Raw genomic sequence first — 26,397 nt, forward strand, 5'->3', positions numbered from 1 at the left:
GTATAAAGATAATTACCACCAACCCTTACCCAATAGGCAAAAACCCGTGTTAGAAGCATTCATATTTGCCACAATATTGTGCGGATTTTTCGGCATCATCCTTAAAAAGAACCTGGTTATGAAAATCATCTCTATGGATATCATGAGCACGGGGGTGATTGCCTATTACGTGTTGGTGGCATCCCGAGATGGTTTATTCACACCCATTCTTTCAAACGTCGAAAATAGGGCTTACGCAGATCCAGTTCCCCAGGCAGTGATCTTAACAGCGATTGTGATCGGCTTTTCGATTCAAGCCTTAATGCTAGTAGGTGTTATGAAACTGGCACGGGACAATCCCACCCTGGAAAGCAACGAGATCGAGAAGAATAATACGCCATGAGTACCATTACCATTGCCTGGATTGCCCTACCGCTATTTGTGGGATTCAGCATTTATCTGATCCCCAAACTTGACCGATACCTAGCCCTAGGGGTTGCCATGGTTTCGGTTGAATATGGGACACAGCTATTTCTCACAAAATCGCCATTAACCCTACAGCTGCTGGATAGTTTCGGTGTCACATTACTCGTTGATCAATTAAGCGCCTTTTTTATCTTGACCAATGGGCTAGTAACCGCAGCAGTAATCCTTTACTGTTGGCAAAGTGGTAAAACAGCTTTTTTTTATACCCAGACCATTATCTTACATGGCAGTGTCAATGCCGTATTTATCTGTGCAGATTTCATCAGTTTATACGTAGCATTAGAGGTCATCAGTATTGCTGCGTTTCTGTTGATTGCCTATCCCCGAACCGACCGATCAATTTGGGTAGCCTTGCGCTATCTTTTTGTCAGCAATACAGCCATGCTGTTTTATCTAGTTGGCGCGGTTTTAGTCTATCAGGCACATCATTCCTTTGCCTTTGAAGGGTTGCGCGGAGCACCTCCAGAAGCTCTTGCCCTGATCTTTGTGGCATTGTTAGTCAAGGGGGGAATATTTGTATCAGGATTGTGGTTACCCTTGACCCACTCCGAATCTGAGAGCCCAGTGTCGGCATTGCTATCGGGAGCTGTGGTCAAAACGGGAGTCTTTCCACTGTTGCGTTGTGCTCTAATTATCGAGGAACTTGCTCCCATCGTCAGGATATTCGGAGTGGGGACAGCGCTTCTGGGAGTAGGCTATGCCGTCTTTGAAAAAGATACTAAGCGTATGCTGGCGTTTCATACAATTTCCCAGTTAGGCTTTATCCTTGCCGCACCTGAAGTCGGTGGCTTTTATGCCCTGACTCACGGCCTGGTGAAAGGGGCACTCTTTTTAATCGCTGGTGTTTTGCCCAGCCGTAACCTCAAGGAACTGCAACATCAGCCGATTAATACCCAAATCTGGATTGCTCTGGCTATCGCTAGCTTCTCAATTTCCGGCTTTCCCTTGTTGTCCGGCTTTGGGGCGAAGGTGTTGACCATGAAGAATCTAGTGCCCTGGCAAGTTATCGGTATGAATGTTGCAGCCCTAGGAACAGCCATATCCTTTGCGAAATTCATCTTTCTGCCCCATGGGGATAGCAGCCAAGGGAAGGTAAAGCTCGATTTTTGGTTAGCGATGATACTGTTGCTCGGTGGACTGATTGCTGCCAATGGTGTGTACTACCAGGCATATAACTTTGCCAATATTACTAAACCTCTGGTAACTATTGGCCTGGGATGGTTGGCATATTTTTTGATTTTCAAACGATCTGTAATCAAGCTGCCCCGTGTGCTTGAGGAATTTGATCATCTAATTGGGGTGATGAGTCTGATGTTAGTATTACTATTCTGGATGGTGTTTCAACCATGATTGGGCATCTAAATCTAATTTTACGACTGGTTATCTGGTTTTTGCTGACTGCTAATCTAAGTCTGCCAAATATCATCATTGGGATTGCGATCGCATTTTTATTACCAGGACGCCCCAAAACCCCAGAAGCCTTAAAGGATTGGCTGCGGGTGCTTGGTGAAGTGATAGTAGCGATTCCCCAGGCATATATTGAGGCATTTGAAATCATGCTTCGTCCCCATAAGCACGAAGATGTGATCATGGAAGGAGTCAAACCCCAACGGACCCCTGGGCTGATATTCCTAGATATATTCCTGATCACCTTTACACCAAAAACCATTGTGTTGAAATACCACCAAGATGGCAGGTACGAAGTACACCGGGTTAGACGGAGGAAACAACGATGACGCTGATCCTGATTGCCATGATTCTGGCTCTGCTCATCCCCATTTATGAGGCTTGGCAAGATGATGATATTTGGCAAAAAATGTTGGCATTTGCGAGTATTGCCACCAAGACATCCATCATGATCCTGATGGTATCTGTCTTGCGCGATGATTGGATGATTGGTGTTGTCGGAGTCATCATCCTGAGTGTGGGGAATGCTGGATTAATGTTACTGGCACACGTAATTAAACGAATGAGTGATGTATGATTAATGCACTGAGTTACACTTGCATAGGTGTCGGAATCGTCTTCTGGTTTTGGGGAACCATTCCCCTGATCGGTCACCGATCAGTATTATTCAAGCTGCATAGTCTTTCAGTGGCAGATACCCTCGGCTCGATGAGTATCATCGTCGGGCTGCTGCTGAAGATACCCAGTGAATGGCCGCTGCTGATTCTCGCCATTATCTCCTTGGCGATCTGGAATACAGTGCTGGGATATGTGTTGGCTTACTGTTCCAGTAGTGGGGGTGATAATGACTGATAACTATATCTATGTCATAACCGCTCTGCTGCCTTTGTCCGCGTGCATGCTGGTATTTCAGGTCAATCCATACCATGCTCTGGTGATCCGAGGCATACTGGGAGCGGTGGCGGCTTTGGTCTATGCTCTGTTTGGGGCAGCCGATGTGGCTTTAACCGAAGCGTTGGTGGGTACAATGCTAGCGATTACCCTCTATGCGGTTGCGGTGCGTTCATCCTTAACCATGCGTCTTGGAGTGATCCAAGACTGGGAAGTTGAGGCAGATGGAGAGTCTTTACCAGAGGGCAAGACCAAACCGGATTTTGGGGAACTGATGGATGACTTACGCACAATCCTGAGCAAACACTATATGCGCCTTGAGCTGGTAAGCTACCCAGATAGGCAGAGCTTACAACGGGCGCTGTTGGAAAAAGAAGTCCATGCTACCTGTGCCCAAGATGAGGGATTGTTCTTTGAGCCGGACCAGAGGGGATTAGCTCTAGGAGCTACCCAGAAGGCATCACCACAGGATGAGCAAGACCAGGTAGCGCAAGAGAATGAAACCCTACTTTATCACACCCAGACCAGGGTTCAACGCCTCTATGAAATCATGCAAAGTGAACTTTCATTATCGGCGACAAGCTTGACTTATCTAAATGTACCAGAGGCAGGGGGAGATCATTAGATGAAATGGATTTACATTGCAGCAGGGATAGCGCTGTACGTCAAATTTATGGTTTTGCCCAATCCGGCGGCAGACTTATCAGATCTGTCTATCGTCGAATCCGTTGTAGAAGATAGTGGGGTGCCCAATGCGGTTTCGGGTATCATTTTCCGGAATCGGCTCTATGACACCATCTTTGAAGTGGTGGTATTTACGATCGCGATCATGGGAGCTAAATTTCTACTGGCTGATGAAAAGCCGTTCTGCACGATCTATCAATTTACCGATAAACCATCGATTGTTCTAGCCCGTCTGGGAGCGACGATTGCTGCGTTGGTAGGTATCGAGCTGGCGATTCGGGGGCATCTAAGTCCAGGGGGTGGCTTTGCGGCTGGGGTGGCGGGGGGAACAGCAATCGGTCTGGTTGCCATCACCTCATCATTCCAGTGGATGCAGGCAGTCTACAAGCGCTGGCAAGCTGCTAGGTGGGAAAAGGTTTCAGTTCTGATTTTTATTGTACTGGCAGTTATAACGTTGACGGGAGTAGAATTACCCCACGGGGAGTTGCAGACACTTGTCAGCGCTGCCATCATCCCCATACTCAATATCCTGGTTGCAGTAAAAGTTGCTTTGGGTTCGTGGGCAGTTATTTTGGTTTTTATTCATCATCGGGGATTGCTGTGATCGATTACAGCGGTTTTCAATTTGATGAGGTACAAAATTATGGGTTTTAGGGAGCAGCGATCCCCCCTAACCCCCCTTAATAAGGGGGGAAAAGAGCAGGGAACACGAAAAAAATCCTGTGTACCTTATAGTTATGAAAAACGCTGTATTGTTACCTATACCCATTCGCCCACACCCAGTAAGGCAAAGGATGCTGCTTGTGATCTCCTCTGCAGAACTACTATGGTATAGCGGTTTTAAAGCTAGTAAGGTTCAATAAAGATGATACCTCAGATAATTATAATCTCGCCTTTTTTAGTCTAATGAGGTACATCTTATTTTTTACATTTTGCCTATTTACTATTATCTATTCCCTTTTACCTTTTACATATTATCTGTTCCCTGTTCCCTAAAAAAATATTTGTACCTCACCTAATTAAAAACCGCTATACATATCATCATGGTTAACACAAACACGACCTTAGAAGGTACCAGCCTGACAGTAGAAAGTCGAATCTCCCAAGTGACCGTCTACTCCAACCAGGCAAGGGTGACGCGGCGCACTAAGGTCTCACTGACTGGGCAAGAGCAAGAACTGGTAATCCCTCGGCTACCGATGACCATAGAAACGGAGTCGGTGCGAGCAACAGGGAGTGGTACAGGGGTTGTGCGATTATTGGGAGTACGGACAGAAAAAGTCTTTGACTCTGAACCAGTGGGGGAACAAGTTGCTCAATTGAGTGGGCAAATCAAGGAGTTGGAAAAACAAAAACGCCAGCTCGAAGACCAGCTGGCGTCAAAGGAGCTAGCAAAGAATTTTGTTGAGGCTTTGACTGATAAAGCTGTCCAACACTTTTCCCGCAGTATTGCCCAACAACAGATTGGCTTGCAGGAAACAAGTGAATTTCTGAACTTTCTGGAGCAGCGTCACCATGCAGATGCGAGCGCGATCGCTCAACAAGAAGAACAACAGCAAGAGTTACAAAAGCAATTAAATGCTCTGAAAGCTAAGCTACAACAGTTGAAAACTCCCCGTCCCCAGGAGAGCTTGAGCATTATTGTCACCTTAGCAGCAGAGGGGGCGGTGGATTTTGACCTAGAAGTCTCCTATGTAGTTAATCGTGCCAGTTGGATACCACTTTACGACTTGCGCACCAACAGCAGTAGCGATCGCATAAATCTGAGTTACCTTGCACAAGTCAAACAAAACACTGGGGAAGATTGGTCCAACGTTAGCCTTACTCTTTCCACTGCTAAGCCTGGACTGGGAACCCTACCCCCTAAGCTGGAACCATGGTACATTGGGGCACTAGACCAACAACCTACCCGATCTTTGCGAAGGGAAAAGATGAGGGCAATGTCTAGCTCAATGTCAGAATTATCTCCAGATCAAGACTATGAGGATGAGTCGGAAGCATTGAAAACTCGTAGTGCTCCCCAAGCCATGTTAGCAACAGCAAAAGTTGCTGCCCAAACAGTGGTAGCAGTAGTATCGACAGAAGGAGGTGTGGTTACTTTTGAGTTAGATGGTAACAGCAATATTCCCAGTGATGGTTCCCCTCACAAAGTGACTATTTTCAGTGATGAATATCCTAGCAATCCTGAGTATCTTGCCATTCCTCGGTTAGTTAGCTTCGCCTACCTACAAACTGTTGTTACCAATCCGACTACTGGTGCAACCTTGTTACCAGGCAAAGCGAATATCTTTCGTGATCAAACCTTTGTTGGTACAACTAAGTTGGAGAATATTTCACCAGGACAAGAATTCAGGCTGAACTTAGGCATAGATGAGGGAGTGAAAATTGAGCGGGATTTAGTGGAGCGTCAAGTTGATAAGAAATTAATTGGCAATCAGCGCCGCACGACTTATGCCTATCGACTGGTAATTACTAATTTGCAAAGTGTGCAAAAGACTTTGGTAGTAAAAGAACAGTTGCCAGTGAGCCGTGATGAGAGAATCAAAGTGCGGCTGACTCAGACTAATCCCAAAATACAGACCGGTGAGATGGGATTGCTTGAATGGAAAATTGATTTATCAGCCCAGGATAAGCAAGAGCTATATTATCAGTTTATCATTGAACATTCCCCTGAGTTGAAAGTGATTGGTTTGGATATTTAGGGCTCTACGGTACTTGTTATGCTAAATAAACAGTTTGGAAGAGGGAACAGGGAACAGCGGATCTGGGAACAGGGAACAGTGGGAAGAGGCTGTCTTCAGAATTTTTGTTAGTTGAACATCCTCATTTTCCTGTCTTGATGATTTTTAACGACAATAATGGTAAATTTTCTTATACTCCACACCCCACACCCCACACCCCACACCCCACACCTGAGGTCTTTGTTAAAAACCTACCCTTATCAGCTACTCCCTACTCCCTACTCCCTACTCCCTACTCAGGGCTATTTCATTCTAAAAATGCGCTTGAGTGTGTCTAGTCCAAACTTGCACCGTCGCTCTGCCTGGGCCATATTTGAGAAGTGATTAGAGCGATAGATATTGAGTGCAAAGTTACGAGCAACCGCAAAGATTTGAGGTAACTGATGCATGCGAATACGTGAAGCATCTTCTCCCTGGGTGAAATCGCGAACATAATGAACCTTATTTTCTACACCCCAATATCCTCGAATGCGCTGAGCAAAAGACTCTGCAGATTCGTTGAAAGAAGCAACATAATAGCGTGTTTCCGTTTCCAAACGAAGTTGTCTACCCTTTTTGAATTGTCGAACACTTTCCACTCGAATGAGGGTTTTTAGCCCCGGCCAGGGCTTGATGTGATCAAGTTGTGTGCAGATGCTAACAACTCGTTTCTCAACACGACCATGCCCTTTACTGATGTCAGTGTGACTGTGTTGGACAACAAAGTGGGCTTTGACGCTTTTGAACAGATTGCTCTGATTGCCTTTGAGCGCACCCAGGTAGTGGTTTCCACTTTCAATGATTAACTCAGCTGTTTTTTTTGAGTACTAATCGCATCAAAGGCAAAGACGACACCCTTGAGAGCCAGTTGCTTGATAAATTCAGGCAAAGCTTTGATTTCATTGGTTTTGCTATTGACCTGGTAGGGTTCTAGAATCAAACCTCGCTCAACCAGATAAGCGCTCACTAGTATAATTGCTCGGTGAGGTGGAGAGTCGGGATTATCACTCTCTAGTTGGTACGAGCCTCGTAGGACTTTACCATCACAGGCTAAGGTTTCTCCAGGCTTGGGTTCAATACCAAAAAAACGAGCCAAGGCCGCAGAATACTGCTGATAGTCTAGGTTGATCAGAACACGGCGAATCGTACTGTACGAAGGAAGTCGGCCCAAAGGGGGATCAAATAGTTCAATGAGCTCCTCCCGATAACTAGTGAGCCAGTCACCGATAGCTAGAAATCCTCGATTCCCAGCCGCGATAGCCAGGGTAAACAGGGCTAGACACAGGCTGAGTTGATGCCGTTTCCCGGAAGCATTGCGGCCATCTGGAATATCGACAAAGGCTTCCAAAATCTCAATACGCTCAGGGTTTGACTTTTCTGGGGGAAGGCTTGGAAGTAAGATTGTAGGGGCAGGTGGGGGTGGCAAACCCATGGGAACTCATGAAACACTGGTTTAACCTGTAAATCTAGCATTTATTTGCTTTCATGAGAATGAAATAGCCCTGACTCCCTACTCCCTACTCCCTACTCCCTACTCCCTATTCCCTTTGCTGATGAAATCTCAGATACGTGACTTAAAACAACTTTATGAAACTGAGTACGATCAGTGGTTAACTGAAACAGTTAAGCTACTGAAAAATCGTCAATTAGAAGAATTAGATTATGACAACTTAATCGAGGAATTAGAAGCCTTGGGACGCAGCGAACGAAATGCTGTTAAAAGTTTACTATTACAGATAATTATTCATCTACTGTTGTACCAATTTTGGGAAGCAGAGAGGGGGAGAAATGCTAATCACTGGGCGGGGGAAATTATTACCTTTCGAGTTCAACTAGAGGATAAACTTACCACTAATTTACGAAATTACTTAGCTGATGAATTACCCAAAATATACCAAAACGCTTTATTGATTGTCCAGAATAAAACTCAGCTTAAGTCTCTACCTGAACAATGTCCTTATTCCTTTGGGCAATTACTGGATAAGGATTGGTTTCCCAATTGATATTTAAGCATTCAGCTATCAGTGGTCAGCCGTCAGCAAAATTTGTACCTCACTCATCCTGAGAATTGCTATATATAGCACTACCCATGAAGATGCTTGACATTTCTAAACTCCGAAACCTAGTCCTTGCATACTTTTGACTTCTGACTTCTGACTTCTGACTTGCCCGTAGCGCTATACCTCAAGGGACCCGATCGGGTACTGTCAAAGTCTGACTGATGAGGCACACTAGGAGTAGGTAGTGTTAAGGGAGCATACCATTTATGACATGTCAGGCAACTTTCTGCCGCGCTACTGCATCATATAGCATCAGGATTTGCAATAATGTTACGTTTTGTTGCAATGAACGGAAAATGTCAATTGCATAATGTAGATATTAAGCAGATAAATTATATAGGACTTACTAAGTTTTGTTGGTTTCGCCCCCCTAACCCCCCAGGGGAGTACTACTGAGAAAGTCCACCAAGTTTGGGGGACCCACGGGGGCAATGGGTAAGTTTTGTTATATAGCGCCTGTAAGCCTATAAACCTAAATTTGTCAAGTTTATCTGGCAGATATCGGGGTGTAATCTGACTATAGTCAATTCGTCTACCGAGAGGAATTTTAATGACAGTCAATTTCAGCAGATTTTTCCGGGTCTGTAATCCCAGTAAAACCCTGAATCTGGGCAAGGCTGAAGACCAACAATATTACATTGATTTTTCCAAGGTGCGGGGCAGCAATATTCTTGGATAACTAGGTTCACACATCATCAAAAAATCAGTAAATTTTACAAATAAACAGCTCAGAAATGTTAAGTAATTTTTTGACAGATAATGAATCTTTAACAGATCCGTTTTACGAAGACAAAAATGGAATTTTAAAGGTTAGAGGCAAAACCTTAATATTTGGTAATGTCGTGTATCAAATAAATAATATATCAAGTATAGGCTTAGTTAAGCGTACAAATAGTATTCAAAAAATCCCCATCACCAAGTTCATTTTAGTTTTAATAATTATAGACGTTTACTTGTTTTTTACTCCTAACTTACACCTTAAAGTTTTGGGAGTAATTATCCTAGTATTTTTGGTGTGGAAAGTCTATAATTTTTATAAAAATAAATTAAGAAAAAAGTATGCTTTGAGTATTTACACAAATTCAGGTCAAAAAACTTTTTTTTACAGTACAAGCGAAGATTTTATAAAAAAAAGCATCATGGTATTATACAATATAATGAATACTAGCGATGATTTTAATGCGTTTACTTTTAATTTTCAAGAAGCATCTTTTGTTGATCAATCTCAATCTATAAATATTGACCACAATATCGGTTCTCCTTTTTTAGGTGCTCAGGTAAATGGAGATATTGTCAACGAAGTTTAATTATAATTATAATAACCAAAAAATGGTTATTATAATCAAATCAAATCAATTCAATTAAAAAATCAAGGAAAATAATGAAAAAAAAATTACCAAAATCAAATATAAATTTTAATAATAATATAGGCGCTCCCTTCTTAGGAGGTTATGCTGGAAAAATTTCAAATGAGATTAAAAATTAATTTAATGACTCCTCTCATAATCAAACGAAAAACCTAGCTGAAGCAGCGGCAGAAATACAGCAACTTCTCGAACAATTATCAAAAACCTATCCAACCACAACCACTACGGAAAAAATGACAGTAGTTACTAAAGCTGCTGAGCAAATTGAAAAAAATTCCACACTGAAATCACGGGTAGTTGGTGCGCTAAAATCTGCAGGCACTGAGGCGTTTAAAGAAGCAATTGACCACCCATTAGTGAATATCCTAGTGGCAACCATTGAAAGCTGGAAGGATGCAGGGTCGTAGGTGAGTGGGAGTCAGTGAGGAGTAGAATAAGGGAGCAATCGCCTTTTACCCTAAGACCACAAGGTGTCCACGGAATAATAACGGTTTCAGGCTAGGACAGAATCAAGCTTTCAGCTGACGTCGAACTCAGGTCTTAGTAGGTCACGGCATCCCCTGTAGTCTACTCCGTAAGCATTCAGCCGTCAGCCGTCAGCCGTCAGCCAATGGCTGATAGCACCTCAAGTAGCACCATCTGTAGTGCATGAGCTGATAGCTGATAGCTGATAGCTGATAGCTGATAGCTGATAGCTGATAGCTGATAGCTGATAGCTGAATGCTTACTCTACTCCTTTTTCTGAGAAAGGGTTTTGGTGGAGTTTATCCCTTTCATTACCGTAGCGATGGCAAATAGGCTATTGAGTTTCTGATTCGATCACGCTTAATTATGCCGATAGTTTACTATTGCCGATCATCTCTAACTTTTACTCCTAGTAAATTCAGTAATTTTTGTCATTATTTTTTTAGTTTCCTGTGAGGTTTTTACTTAGTTTTATATCAATCAAGCCCACTCTTACCTTAAAAATTGAACCCTAACTAATTTAGTTATGAATAAATCCTATAAGCAAGGCTTATGGGATTTATTTATTAGTCTATGATTTTTTAATTTTGACTTTACTTGTATCAGATTAGTAGCCTAACAGGTACGGAAGAACCTAAATTTTTTCCTTGCATCATTCCATCAAAAACAGTTTGGTGATGCCTCCTATGTTGAACCTACCATATATTCAACTCGAACGATGCTATCTATTAGCCCTCGAACTCTTGATTAATAAACCATATCCAAATGTGGGTATCAAGGACGATTACTTGAGACATTCCCAATCTTGTTCCTCAACGACGGAAGTGACCAAATCCCCCAAAGTTCTACCTTTACCCGCAATCGACCCAAGGGGAGTCCGGCGCAATACTTTTGGTTCAGTATCGGAAAGATCGCGTTTTCTATCTATCATGAGGTACACAAGATTTTTTCTGTGTTCCCTGCTCCGCTGTTCCCTGCTCCGCTGTTCCCTGCTCCGAAGTCCCTATTCCCTGTTCCCTAAAACCAAGGTACCCCATCGGGTACTGCTAAAGTCTGACTGAGGAGGCAGACTAGGAGTAGTAATTTTGAAGGGAGTATACCATTAGTGAGATTTCAGGCAACTTTCTGCGCAGCTACTGCATCATATACCATCAGGATTAGGAATAATGTTACGTTTTGTTGCAGTGAAGGGAAAATGTCAATTTCATAATGTGTAGCTATTAAGTCGATAAATTATATAGAGGCTGTATATCCTATAGAGCCTCAAGTTGTCAGCTATGTCGATCTGGCAGATATCGGGGTGCAATCTGAGAACAGTCAATTCGTCTACCGGGGGGAATTTTAATGACAGTCAATTTCGGCAGATTTTTTCGGGTCTGTAATCCTAGTAAAACCCTGAATCTGGGCAAGGCTGAAGACCAACAATATTACATTGATTTTTCCAAGGTGCGGGGCAGCAATATTATTCGAGAACTCAGACGCACCATTACCTTCTCAGAAGACGAACCCACCTGTCAGTTGTTTACGGGACACATGGGCTGTGGCAAGTCTACCGAGTTATCGCGATTGAAAAGGAAATTAGAAGAACAGGGATTTCATGTCGTTTATTTTGAGTCCTCTAATGACTTGGACCTGGCCGATGTAGAGATCAGTGATATTTTGCTGACCATTGCTCGTCAGGTGATTCAAAGTCTGGAGGAAGCTAAAATTAGACTCCAACCCACCCGCTTCCAAGGGTTAGTGCAAGGGGCGGCTAAGTTGTTAAACTCCGAGGTGACCGGGTTGAAATTCAAAGTTCCTGAGTTTCAGGCCGGTGGTGTAGGGGTTAACATACCTGATGAGATTGGCATCAGCTCAGAAGAGGGCGAGTATTCCCTAGCCTTTGGGATTGGAGAAATTACTACGAAAGCTAAGAATTCTAAGGACATTCGCTCCCTATTGCGACAACATCTAGAGCCACGGGTCAACAATATTTTAGAAGCAATTAATACAGAACTGATTGAACCAGCTCAACAGCAGCTGCAACAGCAGGGTAAAGCTGGACTAGTGGTGATTGTGGATAATCTTGACCGGATCCATAATAAACCTAAGTCAGGGCAACGGAATCAGCCAGAATATTTGTTTGTAGACCAGGGGGAGTATCTTAATCAACTCAAATGCCATGTGGTCTACACCATTCCCTTGATTTTGGCATTTTCCAATGACCAAGAAAACCTCAGGAATCGCTTTGGTTCTGAGTACCTACTGTTACCGATGGTACAGGTAAAAGAACCAGATGGTAGTCCCAGTGATGCCGGAATTGCTTTGCTGCGACAGATGATCTTAGCCAGAGCATTCCCAGATGTGGAGCTAGAGCAACGGCTCAGTTTAATTACAAAAGTGTTTGATAGCCCACAGACATTGGATCGGCTATGTCTAGTCAGTGGGGGTCATGTCAGGAACTTGCTGGTGCTGCTCCGTAACTGCCTCAGCAAAGATGAGCTGCCTTTATCTCGTAACTTGGTAGAAAGGGTGATTAGTCAGCGTCGCAATGAATTGAGCAGGGCAATTACACCGGATGAGTGGAAATTGCTCAGACATGTGGCTGAACACAAAACTGTCAGGGGTGAGGAGGAATACCAAATCCTGTTGAAGAGTTTGTTTGTGTTTGAGTATTGTAATGGTCAGGGATGCTGGTATGATATCAATCCGGTGTTAGCTGATGCCAAGGAGTTGAATGGAAACTAGACTTCTTGCAGAAGTAGGGAACAGGGAACAGCGGATCTGGGAACAGGGAACAGCGGATCTGGGAACAGAGAGTAGGGAACAGGGAGTAGGGAACAAGGAACAAAAATTCTCACAATTCCTACACGGATTGCTATATCAGCGATCAGCGAATGCGCTACGCGCACGCTACTTGAGGTGCTATCAGCCACTCCCTGTCCGGTTAAAGGGCGTGAATCAATTCATAAAAATTATCATGCTCATGAGGTACACATAGTTTTTTACCAATCCCTCCCTTACCCGCGCCCAGTTTACTCCCTAATCCCTGCTCCCTGCTCCCTGCTCCCTGCTCCCTGCTCCCTACTCCCTGCTCCCTACTCCCTGCTCCCTACTCCCTAAAATTTACCTCACCCAATTAAAAACCGCTATTATAATGCTAGAGACAACCGGAAATCACAATCAAGATTCCTTGAGAGAACTAATCCGACTAATTAGGTTTTCTCAGGGAGAATTTTCTTTGATTTTGGCGGTTGGTAACTATGGGGTATTGAGGAGACAAATTATTGAGCAGTTGCAGGAGCAATGTTCTATTCCGATCAGGGAGCTGGTCTTAAAGCAATCGGTTAAAACTCTCTATACCACTATTGTGGAAGAGCTAGGTCCGGAACAGCCAGAGGCGTTGATGGTATCTGGGATAGACTCAGTAAGTTGCATTGAGGAAGTGCTGACAGCAACCAACCAGATCCGGGAAGAGTTTCGGAACTTTCGGTTTCCACTGGTGTTGTGGGTGACGGATAAGTTGCTGCAAATGCTAATTCGCTCAGTGCCAGATTTCCACAGTTGGTCAAGCTGTGTTGATTTTGTGATTAGCAGCGGTCAATTAATTCAGTTTATTGAGCAAACCACTGATCAGGTGTTTGCCAAGGTGGTAGCCTCCCGTGAAACTGAGTTTGTGCACAGTTGTACTCTGAATTTAAACAAAGACTCTGGATCCTATGTGGAATTACACTCAGCACGACAGGAGCTGGAAAAGCGGGGAGTGGCCTTAGCCCCAGAGTTAGAAGCAAGTTTGGAATTTGTGCTTGGTCGAGTGGCTGATAATTGTCAAGAAGAGTCTCGACAGCATTATGAGCGCAGTTTAGCTCTGTGGAAACAAACCGATAACCTGGAACGCCGTGGACATATACTATTCTGTTTAGGCTTGTGGTGGGTTGGTTATGCACAGTGGCATCAAGCTGAGAAGGAACAAGGTTGTGAACAAGCAAAAGTTTATTTTCAGGAATCTGTTGAGGTTCTTGAGCAGGCTAACCTCCCAGACTTAGCTGCCAAATTTATTAATTTTTGGGGAGAGGCACTTCAGCGACAGTCAGATTGGGAGCAGTTAGAGAAAGTGGCCAACAAAGCCTTGGCGCTCCATCAAACCTATTCTGATCCTTTCAGAATGGCACGAGGTTATGGCTTTTTGGCTGAAGTAGCCCTAGCAAAATCAGCCTTTAAGAAAGCACAAAAGTATTCCAAACAAGCGCTTTTTCTGCAATCAACGGCATCAGCTAAGATAGTCAATCCCTCACCAGAACAACAAGCTTTATTAGACTGGGAAAAGTCTTTTGTCAAGGGTTGGTATTTATTTTCCTTGGGGCGAGCACTGCTTGGGACTATGCGATCGCAAAAACATGTTCCTCAATTACAAGCAGCACTTTATAACTTGGAAACCGCTAGAGCAGAAACCAAACCCCACTATGATCCAGAACTTTATATTGGTATCCTGAGGGAATTACACCAGGCCTATTGCCAACAAGGGGACTATCTCACTGCCTTTGAGATTAAACAAGACCAACAGGGGATTGAGAGCCGGTTTGGGTTTCGGGCATTCATTGGTGCTGGTCGATTGCAGCCCAAGCAGCAGGTAACTAACCCAGTTTTAGCAACGGTTGAGTGCTCAGAAAGGATAGCGCCAGAAATTGCCGCTTCTGGCAGGGAACGCCATGTTAATCGCCTGATTGAGCGCATGAAACAGGAGCGCTCTAGACTAACTGTGATTCATGGACAGTCGGGGGCGGGGAAAAGTTCGATGATTGAGGCGGGATTAATACCAGCATTAGAACGGCAAACCATTAATACCCGTCGGGTATTACCGGTTTTGCAGCGAGTTTATAGGAATTGGATTCAAGAATTAGGCAAATCCTTAACAAACACGCTGGAGAAGAGAGTACATTTACCATCTGTGCCTGCTAAGCTTGATTCAACCGCCCTCATTCTTGAGCAGTTGCGCAAAAATGCTAGGCAAAATTTGCTTACTGTTTTAATTTTTGACCAGTTTGAAGAGTTTTTAGCAGTTTGCTCAGACCCCAAGCAGAGGCGAGGTTTTTATTATTTTTTGCGAGACTGTCTGAATATTCCTTTTGTGAAGGTAATCTTGTCTGTGCGCGAGGATTATTTACATTGCCTGTTGGAATTTAATAAGTTCAAAATCGATTTAGAGGTTATTAATAATAATATTTTAGATAAGAGGATTCTGTTTCACTTGGGGAATCTTACCCCAGCAGATGCCAAATTATATCTTCAACGGTTAACGGAGCAAGCTCAGTTTCCCTTAGAGCAAGCACTGATTGATAAATTAGTGGAGGATTTAGGGAAAGAATTAGGAGAGATTATACCAATTGAGTTGCAAGTGGTAGGGGCGCAACTGGAACGAAACAAAATTACCACCCTACAACAGTATCAACACCTAGGGCATAACCCAAAAGCTGAATTAGTCAACCAATACTTAGAAGAAGTAGTGGAAGCCTGTGGTGCTGATAACAAACGGGCCGCTGAATTAGTGTTGTACTTGCTAACGGATGAAAACAACACCCGCCCTCTCAAAACTCGCCATGATTTGGAAAAAGAATTAAAAGCCTTGGCCGCTGATGTAGATACAGAGCTAGAACGATTAGATGTAGTGTTGGAAATTTTTGTGAAATCTGGCTTAGTGCTGCTGTTGCCAGAGATTTATAGCGATCGCTATCAATTAGTCCATGATTATCTGGTAGATTTCATTCGACAACGACAAGGGGCTGACATGAGAGCAGAACTTGAAAAAGAGCGAGAGACACGACAACGGCTTCGGAAACGGTTGGTGATGGGGTTAGGGGGATTTAGCGTAGCCATGACTATACTAGCGGTGATTGCAATCGGGCTGTGGCAATCGGCAAAATTCCACGAAAGAGAGGCGATCCTTACTAAACTCAACGCTAAATATAAGCTTTCTTTTCTTGTAGATGAAAATCAGCTTGATGCCCTTTTAAGCATCATCAAGGCAGGGAAACGATTAAACTCTAAAATAGCAAAATCAGACCTTGAAAAAGAGACTGTATCTAACCTCTGGCAAGCAGTCAACTTAATCCAAGAACACCATCGTTTAGAGGGACATCAAGGTAATGTCTTGAGTGTCAGTGTCAGTCCTGATAATCAGCTAATTGCCTCAGCTAGCTCTGATCAAACCATCAAACTGTGGAGTCGTGATGGCAAATTGATTAAAGACTTAAAAGGACATCAGGAGACAGTGTGGTGCGTTAGTTTTAGCCCTGATAATCAAATCATTGCCTCTGCCAGTAAAGACAAAACCATTAAACTCTGGCATCGCGATGGCACCTTAATTAACACCTTAACAGGACATGGTAAGGGGGTGAAGTGGGTAAGTTTTAGCCCGGATGGTCAGACCATTGCGTCAGCCAGTAGTGATAAAACTATTAAACTCTGGAACCGTGATGGGACTTTGATCAAAACCTTGACAGGACATAAGGATGCTGTGTTGAGTGTTAGTTTTAGCAATGACGGAGAGTTAATTGCTTCCGCCAGTAAGGACAAAACGGTCAAACTCTGGAGTAGTGATGGTACATTCATCAAAACTCTAGAAGGGCATGACAAGGCTGTTTGGAGTGTAATTTTTAGCCCGGATAGTCAGACCATTGCTTCAGCTAGTGATGATCGGACCGTTAAACTTTGGAACCGTGATGGAACCTTAGCGAAAACCTTGCCAGGATATGATCATCCTATCAACAGCGTCAGCTTTAGTCCGGATGGTAAGTGGATTGCTTCAGGGAGTAGTGACGGAAAAATCCAACTCTGGACTGGTAAGGGTACACTAATTTCAACCCTTCCTGGTCATAAAGATATTGTCAATCAGGTTAGTTTCACTCCTGACAGTAAGATGCTAGCCTCAGCTAGTGTTGATTTCACTGTCAAACTTTGGAGTCTTGACCAAACCTGGCCTAAGGTTTTCCAACCTACCACCTATACAGTCTATGGTTATGGTGCTAGTTTTAGCCCGGATGGTGAGATAATTGCCTCTGGTAGTCGAGATGATAACACGGTCAAACTCTGGAACCCGGAGAAGCAGATTCGGGAACTCACCCTCCAGGGACATCAGGATTTTGTGAATGGGGTTGATTTCAGCCCCGATGGTCAGTTAATTGCCACCGCCAGTAATGACAGGACGGTCAAACTCTGGAATGGCCAGGGGAAACTGCTACATACTCTAGAGGGGCATAGCGCTCCAGTTTATAGCGTTAGTTTCAGTCCTGATAGCCAAATTATTGCCTCTGCTAGTGAGGATAGCACAGTAAAACTCTGGAGCAGGGAAGGGAAATTGCTACGTACTTTAGCGGGACATACAGATGCCATTAATCGGGTCACTTTCAGTCCCAATGGTCAGTTAATTGCCTCTGCTAGTAATGACAATACGGTGAAACTCTGGAACCAGAACGGAACTCTAATTACTACCCTGACTGGGGATAGGAAGTTGTCCTCCCTTAGTTTCAGCCCCGATGGTAAGCGGATTGTGGCAGGTGCGGCCCGTGGTTCTATAGTAATCTGGAGTCGTAAAGACATCTCCTGGCAGCAATTCGCATCTAAAAAAGGAGTAGGGCATACAAAAACTGTTTATGATGTTAGTTTCCACCCCAATCGAGACATTATTGCTTCTGCTAGTGCGGATGGAACAGTTAAACTATGGAACCCCAATGGACTTTTAATCGGAACGTTAAGCGAGGGTTCTGAACCTGTGGAGTCTGTGAATTTCAGTCCAGACGGTGAAACCCTAGTCTCGATTAACGCAGCGAATCGGGTGAGTATTTGGAATTTAGATTACAGTCAATATTTAGATTACAGTCAATCAAACGATGTGAATTACTTACTGAAGCGTGGTTGTGATCAGCTTGGTAATTATCTTAAAAATAATCTGAACGTCAAGAAAGAAGACAGAACACTCTGTGAGGGAATTGAGGAGCAAGAGTAAATTAGCTGGAATATATAGCAGTTCTCACAGTCATGAGATACAAAAGATTTTTTCCCGACTCCCGACTCCCGACTCCCGACTCCCATTAACCCACAACTTGTGTAACTCACCCAATTAAGAACTGCTATATATGATCAATCTCTAGCTGAAGCGGACTCTACTGAAGTCCCGATTGTGGAATGTCGTAGCGTGGCGGTCTAGGATCTGGATCTTGGGGCTCTCTTGCACCAGCAGCGGTATCAAATATAGTGTATTTAAGGAATGAAACATCCTCCAATAGACTATTCTCACTAGAGTCAGGTTCGGTGATTAAGTTCCAGGAAGCTGTCTCCATAGCTAAAACCTGACTAGCAGTGATTGTCGATACTGCTGTTATCCCTAGTAGGGACAGAATTTTGTAACGTTTCATAACTGGACTCCGTGGGTTCTCTGCTAATTCCAACTCTACTCATATATACATTTATCCCAGATTGATGGCTCAGATCAGGAATGTCTCTGAGTCTAGAATATCGTAGCTTTAGCGGTTTAGACGAATCTGCCGAGGGAAAGTTCCCCATGAATAATTTAGAATTAAGAATGAAGAATTAAGAATGAAGAATTAAGAATTAAGAATTAAGAATTGAGAATGAAGAATTAAGAATGAAGAATTGAGAATTGAGAATTAAGAATTAAGAATTGAGAATTAAGAATTAAGAAGGAAGAATTGAGAAGTCTGGCTGCTGGCTGCTGGCTGCTGGCTTTTGGCGTAAGCATTCAGCTATCAGCTATCAGCGTGTCGCGTATCAGCTATCAGCTAATGCACTACTTGAGGTGCTACTTGAGGTGCTATCAGCCAATGGCTGACGGCTGACGGCTGACGGCTGAATGCTTACCTTTTGGCTTCTGGCTTCTGGCTTCTGGCTTCTGGCTTCTGGCTTCTACCTCCTACATTCATTCTACATTATCCATTCTTAATTCTACATTCTTAATTCTACATTCTTAATTCTCCCTTCTCAATTCTACATTCTTAATTCTAGATTCTTAATTCTCCCTTCTCCCTTCTTAATTCTACATTCTTAATTCTACATTCTTAATTCTACATTCTACATTCTAATAACCTTTAACCTTAGAGCAAAGCTGATTCAGTAACTCCTTTGGAATGACCTCAAAATTTTCTAACAGAAAATCCATTAAGGCCAGATGATACAAGGAATCGGAAGAGGGAGATTTATAGCGAGGACCTTGGGCCAGCCAGGAGTTTACAGCGTAACTTGAGCGGCAGCAAATTTGAGCAATGTCTTCTTGCTTAACTTGCCATTTTCGGTAAAACTCCTGGGGGGTCATGGATAGTCGGCAGTAGCTGTATAGGTAGATCAAGATTTCTTCTCGCTCGGTTATGGGACGAGGATAAGCATGTTCCCCTGTGGATTGGCTCCTGGCAATTTGGGCAAGGCGGTTTAGGGCTCGCTGACAGTGAATCAGATGATTGAGATGATCATTAGATCGTTTATCTGGCATCATGGAATTACCTCACACATAGCTTGTGACTGAGGACATAAGCCGCGCTTCTTAGTTGACGTGGAAAGCGCGGCTTTTTGTCCATAAATATTATCGAAATATCGGACATTTTTATTATTACTAATATCTCGGTAAATGTCAAGGATTAGTTTTTAATTTTAAACATTTTTTTACAAATTTAAAAAAGTGATTATTTGGGGGGGTATCTAGAAATAAAATCATTTTTATTAGGTAACTTTGGAGTAGTGATTAGGGAGTATGGAGCAGGTAGTAGGGATAATAATGTGGGTATAGGGGGGATATTTGAAAAGTATTTTGATTTTAATTTTGCGATTAAATGTGATTAAATATTTATTAATTAGTAACTAGGCAATTCAAGTATTGATTCATGGTGTTAAAATGAGTAAAATATATCATCATTATTCGGATTTTAATAACTCCTATGCTCAAGATATTGAGCAGGTGCTTGGCATGTTATCGAAGATAACCTCTTGCTCTGTTGGGGAGATTAAACCCCACTTGGATGCACTTTTGAATCGTCTAAATCAGGAAAAAGATGATTCAGCTTCGGCTTCATTTTATGAAACGTCAACCCATGAGGAATGGTCAGCAGAATTTCAGGCATGGGTTGACAGTCATAAGAGTCGAGATATTCCTGTCCTTAGTGATGAAGCGATGAGTAGAGAAAGTATTTATCCGGATCGGTTTTGATGGCTTACCTTTTAGATACAAATATATTGCTGAGAACGATTACGTTTAGTGACCCGATGCACCTAGAGGCTGTAAACGCCCTTGATATCTTAAATGCCCGTCGCGAAAAGGTATAGCGCTACGCGCAAGTCAGAAGTTAGAAGTCAGAAGTCAAAAGTAAGCTAGGACTAGGTTTCTAAGTTTAGAAATGTCCTAACTTTAATGCGTAGTGCTATAGTTATTGCCCCTCAAAATTTGATTGAATTGTGGAATGTCTGTACTCGTCCGTCCAAGAATAACGGTTTGGGGTTTACTCTTAGTCAAACAAAAGCCGAAATTGATCGTTTGAAGCGGTTATTTGTCTTTCTCCCCGATACTCATAAAATATACTCAGAATGGGAAAAGTTAGTTACGATCTACGAAGTGAAGGGGGTAAAGGTTCATGATGCCCGCTTAGTAGCTTTTATGAAAGTTCATGATTTAAGTCATATTCTGAGTTTTAATATCCGAGATTTTCGCCGTTTCGGTGACGAGGTTATTCCTGTACATCCTAAGGATATTTTTGACACCACCGAATAGGGAGCGTTGCTTAATAGTGGAATGATTTTAATAGATAAACGCTCAACCCTCAACCACAAACCAAACCGGGTACTGACTTCTATCACACGAGTACCCATTAACCGCTAACTAGTACTAGTTTTTCGCTAACTAGTACTAGTTTATCATATAACAGTACCCATTAACGGCTAACTAGTACTGGTGTATAACAAACGGGTACCCATGTATAACAAACGAGTACTAGTTTATCATATAACAGTACTCGTTTTCGTTAACTAGTACTGGTGTATAACAAACAAGTACTAGTTTTTCGTTAAAATGTACTAGTTTATCACATATCAGTACTTTTTTATCAGTAAATAGTACTTGTTGATAATGCACTAGTACTTGTGTATTAAAAAAAGGTACTGATTTGTTCTTAACGAGTACCATTTTCTCACATGCCAGTACAGTTGGCGGTTTTATCAGTGCTATAGCAAAGGGAGTAGGGAGTAGGGAGTAGGGAGTAGGGAGTAGGGAGTAGCTTACAAGGGATTGTTTTCCCGATGCCCGATGCCCGATGCCCGATGCCCGATGCCCGATGCCCGATGCCCTTGCCCATAGCGCTATATCAATAAATTCACTGAACGCCTCAAAAAAATTCTATCAAGTACTTCCAGTTTTTATGAGGATTTTTCTGATTACATTGCTAGTTTTTTTGGGGCAATATAGTTGATGTGATGTTAACTATTGCAAGATAATATATGGCTCGACTCAAGCGAAGTTCAAGAAAATTGATGAATGCAGAACGGCGACTTGCTAGTCTTAAATCTATTAATGCTAGGCTGGATTTAGGCAATGGAATGACAATTCAGCAGTTGGAAGCTTCTATCCAATCTGTGCGATAAAAGTTAGAAAATTACAACACTATGCTGTCAACTATTGATGGGGCTTATAATAATCTTTTAGAAGCAGAAGAGGTATTGACAGACATCAGTGAGAAAATGCTATTGGCAGTTGCTGTCAAGTATGGCAAAAATAGCTTTGAATATGAAATGGCAGGGGGTGTGCGTAAAACTGAGCGCAAACGACGCATCCGTCGAACTATTGACAGTGCTAACTCAGAGCTAAACTAGACTTCTTGCAAAAGTCGGAAGGAACAGGGAACTTTGACTACAACAGCTTTTGGTGCTTTTATCAATATCCTAACTTTAATGGGTAGTGCTATCCCTGTTCTGTCACTTTGGGATAATCGAACGAATTTGCGTCATTTCAGCCTACGAAAAATCAAGGTTTGACCTCAGTTTGACAGAAGAATGATCCCGATTCCAGATTCCAGATTCCAGATTCCAGATTCCCTGTTCCCTGCTCCCTGTTCCCTGTTCCCTAAAACCAGAAACTCTGTACCTCACCTAATTAAAAACTGCTATAATATAATAATAATTAATTCCAGCAGCTATTGGTTAACACTTGCTTTGCCCCATGGATGAAAAGCGCCTCCAAGCCTATGTGAGTCTGATACAAATGCTGCTGAGTTGTCCCAGTGGCAAGGAACCAGAGATTTTGAACTCCCATCAGGATTTGGTAGATGGGGAGTTGGTGCAGGTGATGCAACAGGTGGCCGAGTCTTTGGCACAGGAGGGCAATAAAGATGCTGCTGAATTTTTAACTAATGTTACCGGTCAGCTAGGGAAGGCCCTGGGATTGTCATCAACAAGTCCTACCTTTTCCCAATTGCCGACTGCCGATTCACAACTTAACTTCCTGATGGAGGTATTGCGGGCAACTGCAAAAAGCAAAGGTAACCCGCAAGTGGTTTATCCTCTCCTGCAAGCAAACCTAGATAAACTAGATGATTACTTGGCAGTGCTATTGCGACATTGGGGAACGGTGACTCTGGCAGAAGTAGAACCAGAACTAGCCCAAGGCATCGCAGTAGGTATTTTCAATTTCAGCAATCTGATTGCAGAGTTTCCCCTAGGCAGTAGGGCGATTAACTTAGAGATTGCCATTACTGGCTATGAGGTGGTTGGCACTGTGTTTACCCGTGAGTCATTTCCCCAAGATTGGGCAAATACTCAAAATAATCTGGCAAATGCCTACCTTTACAGAATCAGGGGTCAGAAGGCAGACAACCTCGAAGCCGCCATCAAGGCTTTCCAAGCAGCTTTGCAAGTGCGCACCCCTGAGGCTTTTCCCCAAGAGTGGGCAGGTACTCAAAATAATCTGGCAAATGCCTACAGTGACAGTGACAGAATCAGGGGTCAGAAGGCAGACAACCTCGAAGCCGCCATCACGGCTTACCAAGCAGCTTTGCAAGTGCGCACCCGTGAGGCGTTTCCCCAACAGTGGGCAATGACTCAAAATAATCTGGGAAATGCCTACCGTCAAAGAATCAGGGGTCAGAAGGCAGACAACCTTGAAGATGCAATCAATGCTTACCAAGGGGCTTTGCAAGTGTACACCCGTGAGGCTTTTCCTGTTGATTGGGCAAGTGCTCAAAATAATCTAGCAGTTGCCTACAGTCAAAGAATCAGGGGTCAGAAGGCAGACAACCTCGAAGCCGCCATCAATGGTTTCCAAGCAGCTTTGCAAGTGCGCACCCGTGAGGCTTTTCCTGTTGATTGGGCAATGACTCAAAATAATCTGGCTTCTACCTACTGTCACAGAATCAGGGGTCAGAAGGCAGACAACCTCGAAGCCGCCATCAATGGTTTCCAAGCAGCTTTGCAAGTGCGCACCCGTGAGGCTTTTCCTGTTGATTGGGCAGGTACTCAACATAATCTGGCTTCTACCTACTGTCAAAGAATCAGGGGACAGAAAGCAGACAACCTCGAAGCCACCATCACAGCTTACCAAGGGGCTTTGCAAGTGTACACCCGTGAGGCTTTTCCTGTTGATTGGGCAAGGACTCAAAATAATCTGGCAGTTGCCTACAGTGACAGAATCAGGGGAAAGAAGGCAGACAACCTTGAAGATGCAATCAATGCTTACCAAGGGGCTTTGCAAGTGCGCACCCGTGAGGCTTTTCCTGTTGATTGGGCAAGGACTCAACATAATCTGGGAATTGCCTACACTAACAGAATCAGGGGTCAGAAGGCAGACAACCTCGAAGCCGCCATCAAGGCTTTCCAAGGGGCTTTGCAAGTACTCACCCGTAAGGCTTTTCCTTTTGATTGGGCAATGACTCAATATAATCTGGCAGTTGCCTACAGTGACAGAATCAGGGGACAGAAGGCAGACAACCTCGAAGATGCCATCAAGGCTTGCCAAGGGGCTTTACAAGTACTCACCCGTGAGGCTTTTCCTGTTGATTGGGCAAGTGCTCAAAATAATCTGGGAATTGCCTACACTAACAGAATCAGGGGACAGAAGGCAGACAACCTCGAAGCCGCCATCACAGCTTACCAAGCAGCTTTGCAAGTGTACACCCGTCAGACTTTTCCTGTTGATTGGGCAAGGACTCAAAATAATCTGGCTTCTACCTACTGTCAAAGAATCAGGGGACAGAAGGCAGACAACCTTGAAGCCGCCATCACAGCTTACCAAGCAGCTTTGCAAGTGCGCACCCGTGAGGCTTTTCCCCAAAATTGGGCAACCACTCAAAATAATCTGGCTTCTACCTACTGTCAAAGAATCAGGGGTCAGAAGGCTGACAACCTCGAAGCCGCCATCACAGCTTACCAAGCAGCTTTGCAAGTGCGCACCCGTGAGGCTTTTCCCCAAAACCATGCCGAAACCTTATTTAACCTTGGGCTTGCCTACCAAGATGCCCAACAGTTAACCAATGCTTATCATACCTTTGCTGAGGCTATTGAAACAGTAGAATCCCTGCGTGGTGAAATCATCTCTGGTTCTGGAGTAGAGGCAGACAAACAAAAACTAGCTGAAGAATGGCATAAACTCTACAGCAGCATGGTAGAAGTATGCCTGGAACTCAACAAACCCACTGAAGCAATTGAATATGCAGAACGTAGCAAAGCCAGAAACTTAGTAGAACTCCTAGCTAACAAAAACCTCTATCCTAAACGCGATCGCTACCCCAACCCAGAGGTTCACCAAGCTCACTGCCAGCAACTAGACCAACTCCGACGGGAAATCCCAGTAATACAGCGAGAGTTAGAGATAGTAACTAGAAATCGGGAGTCAGAGGAGAAATACCACGAAACTATCAAGACAAACCAGCAAAGGTTAAAGGGCTTAAAACAGCAGCAGGATAACTTACTCAAGGAAATCAACCAACTAGATCTTAGTTTTCAATTCACCCAACAGGTTGAACCGATTCCCTTTAGTGATATCCAAACGCTGATTGATGACCACACTGCTATTATTCAGTGGTATATCACAGACAATCAGATTCTCACCTTTATCATCACCAGTCAGAATCAGCACCCACAGGTTAGGCAATTTTATTCTGAAGACCGCAAAGCCCTATTTGGTTTGACTCTAGAATATTTGGTTACTTACTACCGGAAAAAATACCAGTGGAAAACTAACCTAAATCAGCTACTAAGCCGATTAACCCAGATTCTGCATATTGAAAAAATTTTCGCTGATTACTACCAGAAAAAATACCAGTGGGAAACTAACCTAGATCAGTTACTCAGACGATTAGCCCAGATTCTGCATATAGAGGAAATTTTAGCTGAACTGCCCCAAGAGTGCGACCAGTTAATTTTCATCCCCCATCGCTTATTACATTTGTTCCCCCTTCATGCTTTGCCCATTGAGAATAGGGAGCAACAGGCAAACAATAGTGAGCAAAATACCCACACTAACAATGCTTACTTACTTGACTTGTTCCCCAAAGGAGTTCGATATGCTCCCAGTTGCCAATTACTGCAACTAAGTCAAAATCAACAGCGTCCCGATTTCAGTAAGCTTTTTGCTATCCAAAACCCGACTAACGATTCATATAAAAACCTATACTACGCCGACTTAGAAGTTAACAACATTCTCCCATTATTCTCCTCTTCCCAAGTCTTAGCCAAGCAGGCTGCAACTGAAGCTGCTGTTAAGACCAGTCAAGAGATGTCACTATCCCACTGTCATCATTTTTCTTGTCATGGTCAGTTCAATCCAATATCACCCCAAGAATCAGCACTGATTCTCGCCAAAGATGACAGTCCAGAAGATGGACGCCTTACTGTAGCGGAAATCTTTGGACTGAGTCTCAATCAATGCCGCCTTGTTAGCCTCTCTGCTTGTGAAACAGGCATTACTAAAGTTTTCGGTAGTACTTCTGATCAGTACAGCAGCGATGAATATATTAGTTTGCCCAGTGGTTTCCTCTATGCAGGTAGTCCCAGCGTTGTCAGCAGCCTATGGACAGTGAATGAGTTTCCCACCGCCTTCTTAATGATTAAATTTTATCAAAACCTAAGTCAGTTTACCATCATAGAAACCGGTGCAGTTGCCGTTGCCCTCAACCAAGCTCAAATATGGCTGCGGGATGTTACAAAAGAAGAATTAGAAGAGTGGACAAACCATTTAAATCGTCTTTACCTGACTCCCAATCAGAACTTCGATTGGTTATCCTGGTTTAGTAAGATGAAGCCAAAAGAACAGCCTTTTCAATCACCTTACTACTGGGCTGCTTTTTGTGCCATCGGGAAATAAAGCTCACTCCAGAA

General features: G+C 43.4%; 27 protein-coding genes and 1 pseudogene. 23 read left to right on the forward strand and 5 right to left on the reverse strand.

Going from position 1 to position 26,397, the window contains the following annotated elements; all coding sequences use genetic code 11:
* Nucleotides 1-46: 46 nt before the first annotated feature.
* The 9 genes from F6K49_RS12615 to F6K49_RS12655 all read left to right on the forward strand — a co-directional run bounded on the left by F6K49_RS12615 (nt 47) and on the right by F6K49_RS12655 (nt 6,512).
* Complete coding sequence (locus tag F6K49_RS12615; protein WP_070391112.1) at nt 47-382, forward strand: cation:proton antiporter subunit C; 336 nt, start codon at nt 47-49, stop codon at nt 380-382.
* Complete coding sequence (locus F6K49_RS12620) at nt 379-1,815, forward strand: cation:proton antiporter (RefSeq protein WP_293022288.1); 1,437 nt, start codon at nt 379-381, stop codon at nt 1,813-1,815. Before F6K49_RS12615 ends, F6K49_RS12620 begins: the two co-directional genes overlap by 4 nt.
* The gene (locus F6K49_RS12625; protein WP_075900856.1) at nt 1,812-2,201 is read left to right on the forward strand and encodes a Na+/H+ antiporter subunit E; all 390 of its coding nucleotides are present in this window, start codon (nt 1,812-1,814) and stop codon (nt 2,199-2,201) included. The genes F6K49_RS12620 and F6K49_RS12625 overlap by 4 nt, the downstream gene beginning before the upstream one ends.
* Nucleotides 2,198-2,449: a hypothetical protein gene (locus F6K49_RS12630; protein WP_293022291.1), complete on the forward strand. Its 252-nt coding sequence runs from the start codon at nt 2,198-2,200 to the stop codon at nt 2,447-2,449. The genes F6K49_RS12625 and F6K49_RS12630 overlap by 4 nt, the downstream gene beginning before the upstream one ends.
* Nucleotides 2,446-2,724 (forward strand): monovalent cation/H(+) antiporter subunit G, encoded by a 279-nt coding sequence (locus F6K49_RS12635; protein WP_293022292.1) that lies wholly within the window; start codon nt 2,446-2,448, stop codon nt 2,722-2,724. Before F6K49_RS12630 ends, F6K49_RS12635 begins: the two co-directional genes overlap by 4 nt.
* Nucleotides 2,717-3,388: a DUF4040 domain-containing protein gene (locus F6K49_RS12640; protein ID WP_293022294.1), complete on the forward strand. Its 672-nt coding sequence runs from the start codon at nt 2,717-2,719 to the stop codon at nt 3,386-3,388. Before F6K49_RS12635 ends, F6K49_RS12640 begins: the two co-directional genes overlap by 8 nt.
* Nucleotides 3,389-4,051 (forward strand): Na(+)/H(+) antiporter subunit B, encoded by a 663-nt coding sequence (locus F6K49_RS12645; RefSeq protein WP_293096989.1) that lies wholly within the window; start codon nt 3,389-3,391, stop codon nt 4,049-4,051.
* A gap of 439 nt (nt 4,052-4,490) precedes the next feature.
* On the forward strand, nt 4,491-6,149 hold the full coding sequence (locus F6K49_RS12650; protein WP_293096992.1) for a mucoidy inhibitor MuiA family protein: 1,659 nt from the start codon (nt 4,491-4,493) through the stop codon (nt 6,147-6,149).
* Nucleotides 6,150-6,305: 156 nt separating this feature from the next.
* Entirely contained in the window at nt 6,306-6,512 is a 207-nt protein-coding gene (locus tag F6K49_RS12655; protein WP_293096996.1) for a hypothetical protein, read from the forward strand.
* Here F6K49_RS12655 and F6K49_RS53330 read toward each other — a convergent pair.
* Nucleotides 6,431-7,599 (reverse strand): annotated as a pseudogene (locus tag F6K49_RS53330) (ISAs1 family transposase). The gene F6K49_RS12655 and the pseudogene F6K49_RS53330 sit on opposite strands and share 82 nt — an antisense overlap.
* Before the next feature lie 121 nt (nt 7,600-7,720).
* Here F6K49_RS53330 and F6K49_RS12670 point away from each other — a divergent pair.
* The 4 genes from F6K49_RS12670 (at nt 7,721) to F6K49_RS12685 (ending at nt 10,001) form a co-directional block, all read left to right on the forward strand.
* Nucleotides 7,721-8,170 (forward strand): DUF29 domain-containing protein, encoded by a 450-nt coding sequence (locus F6K49_RS12670; RefSeq protein WP_293097002.1) that lies wholly within the window; start codon nt 7,721-7,723, stop codon nt 8,168-8,170.
* Between the two features lie 607 nt (nt 8,171-8,777).
* On the forward strand, nt 8,778-8,906 hold the full coding sequence (locus F6K49_RS12675) for a hypothetical protein (protein WP_293097005.1): 129 nt from the start codon (nt 8,778-8,780) through the stop codon (nt 8,904-8,906).
* 70 nt (nt 8,907-8,976) lie between these two features.
* Nucleotides 8,977-9,534, forward strand: coding sequence for a DUF6232 family protein (locus tag F6K49_RS12680; RefSeq protein WP_293097008.1), 558 nt, complete (start codon nt 8,977-8,979; stop codon nt 9,532-9,534).
* Between the two features lie 293 nt (nt 9,535-9,827).
* The gene (locus F6K49_RS12685) at nt 9,828-10,001 is read left to right on the forward strand and encodes a hypothetical protein (RefSeq protein ID WP_293097011.1); all 174 of its coding nucleotides are present in this window, start codon (nt 9,828-9,830) and stop codon (nt 9,999-10,001) included.
* Between the two features lie 842 nt (nt 10,002-10,843).
* Here the strand turns inward: F6K49_RS12685 and F6K49_RS12690 are convergent.
* On the reverse strand, nt 10,844-10,990 hold the full coding sequence (locus F6K49_RS12690) for a hypothetical protein (RefSeq protein WP_293097014.1): 147 nt from the start codon (nt 10,988-10,990) through the stop codon (nt 10,844-10,846).
* On the opposite strand from F6K49_RS12690, the gene F6K49_RS12695 reads away from it, so the two are divergent.
* The 5 genes from F6K49_RS12695 to F6K49_RS12715 all read left to right on the forward strand — a co-directional run bounded on the left by F6K49_RS12695 (nt 10,989) and on the right by F6K49_RS12715 (nt 18,158).
* Complete coding sequence (locus F6K49_RS12695; RefSeq protein ID WP_293097016.1) at nt 10,989-11,120, forward strand: hypothetical protein; 132 nt, start codon at nt 10,989-10,991, stop codon at nt 11,118-11,120. The genes F6K49_RS12690 and F6K49_RS12695 overlap by 2 nt on opposite strands.
* Before the next feature lie 283 nt (nt 11,121-11,403).
* The gene (locus F6K49_RS12700; RefSeq protein WP_293022305.1) at nt 11,404-12,786 is read left to right on the forward strand and encodes an ATP-binding protein; all 1,383 of its coding nucleotides are present in this window, start codon (nt 11,404-11,406) and stop codon (nt 12,784-12,786) included.
* Between the two features lie 174 nt (nt 12,787-12,960).
* Nucleotides 12,961-13,161, forward strand: a complete 201-nt coding sequence (locus F6K49_RS12705) for a hypothetical protein (protein WP_293067525.1) — start codon at nt 12,961-12,963, stop codon at nt 13,159-13,161.
* Between the two features lie 34 nt (nt 13,162-13,195).
* Nucleotides 13,196-18,040, forward strand: coding sequence for a sugar-binding protein (locus tag F6K49_RS12710; protein ID WP_293097019.1), 4,845 nt, complete (start codon nt 13,196-13,198; stop codon nt 18,038-18,040).
* Complete coding sequence (locus F6K49_RS12715) at nt 18,024-18,158, forward strand: hypothetical protein (protein ID WP_293022311.1); 135 nt, start codon at nt 18,024-18,026, stop codon at nt 18,156-18,158. Before F6K49_RS12710 ends, F6K49_RS12715 begins: the two co-directional genes overlap by 17 nt.
* Nucleotides 18,159-18,197: 39 nt before the next feature.
* Here the strand turns inward: F6K49_RS12715 and F6K49_RS12720 are convergent, their stop codons facing one another.
* On the reverse strand, nt 18,198-18,449 hold the full coding sequence (locus F6K49_RS12720) for a hypothetical protein (protein WP_293037002.1): 252 nt from the start codon (nt 18,447-18,449) through the stop codon (nt 18,198-18,200).
* Between the two features lie 680 nt (nt 18,450-19,129).
* Complete coding sequence (locus F6K49_RS12725; protein WP_366514171.1) at nt 19,130-19,540, reverse strand: hypothetical protein; 411 nt, start codon at nt 19,538-19,540, stop codon at nt 19,130-19,132.
* A gap of 396 nt (nt 19,541-19,936) precedes the next feature.
* Here F6K49_RS12725 and F6K49_RS12730 point away from each other — a divergent pair, with 396 nt between their 5' ends.
* Together F6K49_RS12730 and F6K49_RS12735 are read left to right on the forward strand one after the other, a co-directional pair.
* Nucleotides 19,937-20,248: a hypothetical protein gene (locus F6K49_RS12730; protein WP_293097021.1), complete on the forward strand. Its 312-nt coding sequence runs from the start codon at nt 19,937-19,939 to the stop codon at nt 20,246-20,248.
* 201 nt (nt 20,249-20,449) lie between these two features.
* Nucleotides 20,450-20,806, forward strand: coding sequence for a type II toxin-antitoxin system VapC family toxin (locus tag F6K49_RS12735; RefSeq protein ID WP_293097024.1), 357 nt, complete (start codon nt 20,450-20,452; stop codon nt 20,804-20,806).
* Nucleotides 20,807-21,221: 415 nt separating this feature from the next.
* Here F6K49_RS12735 and F6K49_RS12740 read toward each other — a convergent pair whose 3' ends face one another.
* Nucleotides 21,222-21,386: a hypothetical protein gene (locus F6K49_RS12740; protein ID WP_293044686.1), complete on the reverse strand. Its 165-nt coding sequence runs from the start codon at nt 21,384-21,386 to the stop codon at nt 21,222-21,224.
* 307 nt (nt 21,387-21,693) lie between these two features.
* Between F6K49_RS12740 and F6K49_RS12745 the strand changes: the two genes are divergently transcribed.
* The 3 genes from F6K49_RS12745 (at nt 21,694) to F6K49_RS12755 (ending at nt 26,383) form a co-directional block, all read left to right on the forward strand.
* Nucleotides 21,694-21,900 carry a hypothetical protein gene (locus F6K49_RS12745; RefSeq protein WP_293097028.1) on the forward strand — a complete coding sequence of 69 codons (207 nt, stop codon included), beginning with the start codon at nt 21,694-21,696 and terminating at the stop codon, nt 21,898-21,900.
* Between the two features lie 180 nt (nt 21,901-22,080).
* Nucleotides 22,081-22,254 carry a hypothetical protein gene (locus tag F6K49_RS12750; RefSeq protein ID WP_293097031.1) on the forward strand — a complete coding sequence of 58 codons (174 nt, stop codon included), beginning with the start codon at nt 22,081-22,083 and terminating at the stop codon, nt 22,252-22,254.
* Nucleotides 22,247-26,383 (forward strand): CHAT domain-containing protein, encoded by a 4,137-nt coding sequence (locus F6K49_RS12755; protein ID WP_293097035.1) that lies wholly within the window; start codon nt 22,247-22,249, stop codon nt 26,381-26,383. The genes F6K49_RS12750 and F6K49_RS12755 overlap by 8 nt, the downstream gene beginning before the upstream one ends.
* Nucleotides 26,384-26,397: the final 14 nt, after the last annotated feature.

The sequence above is a fragment of the Moorena sp. SIO3I6 genome, assembly GCF_010672095.1.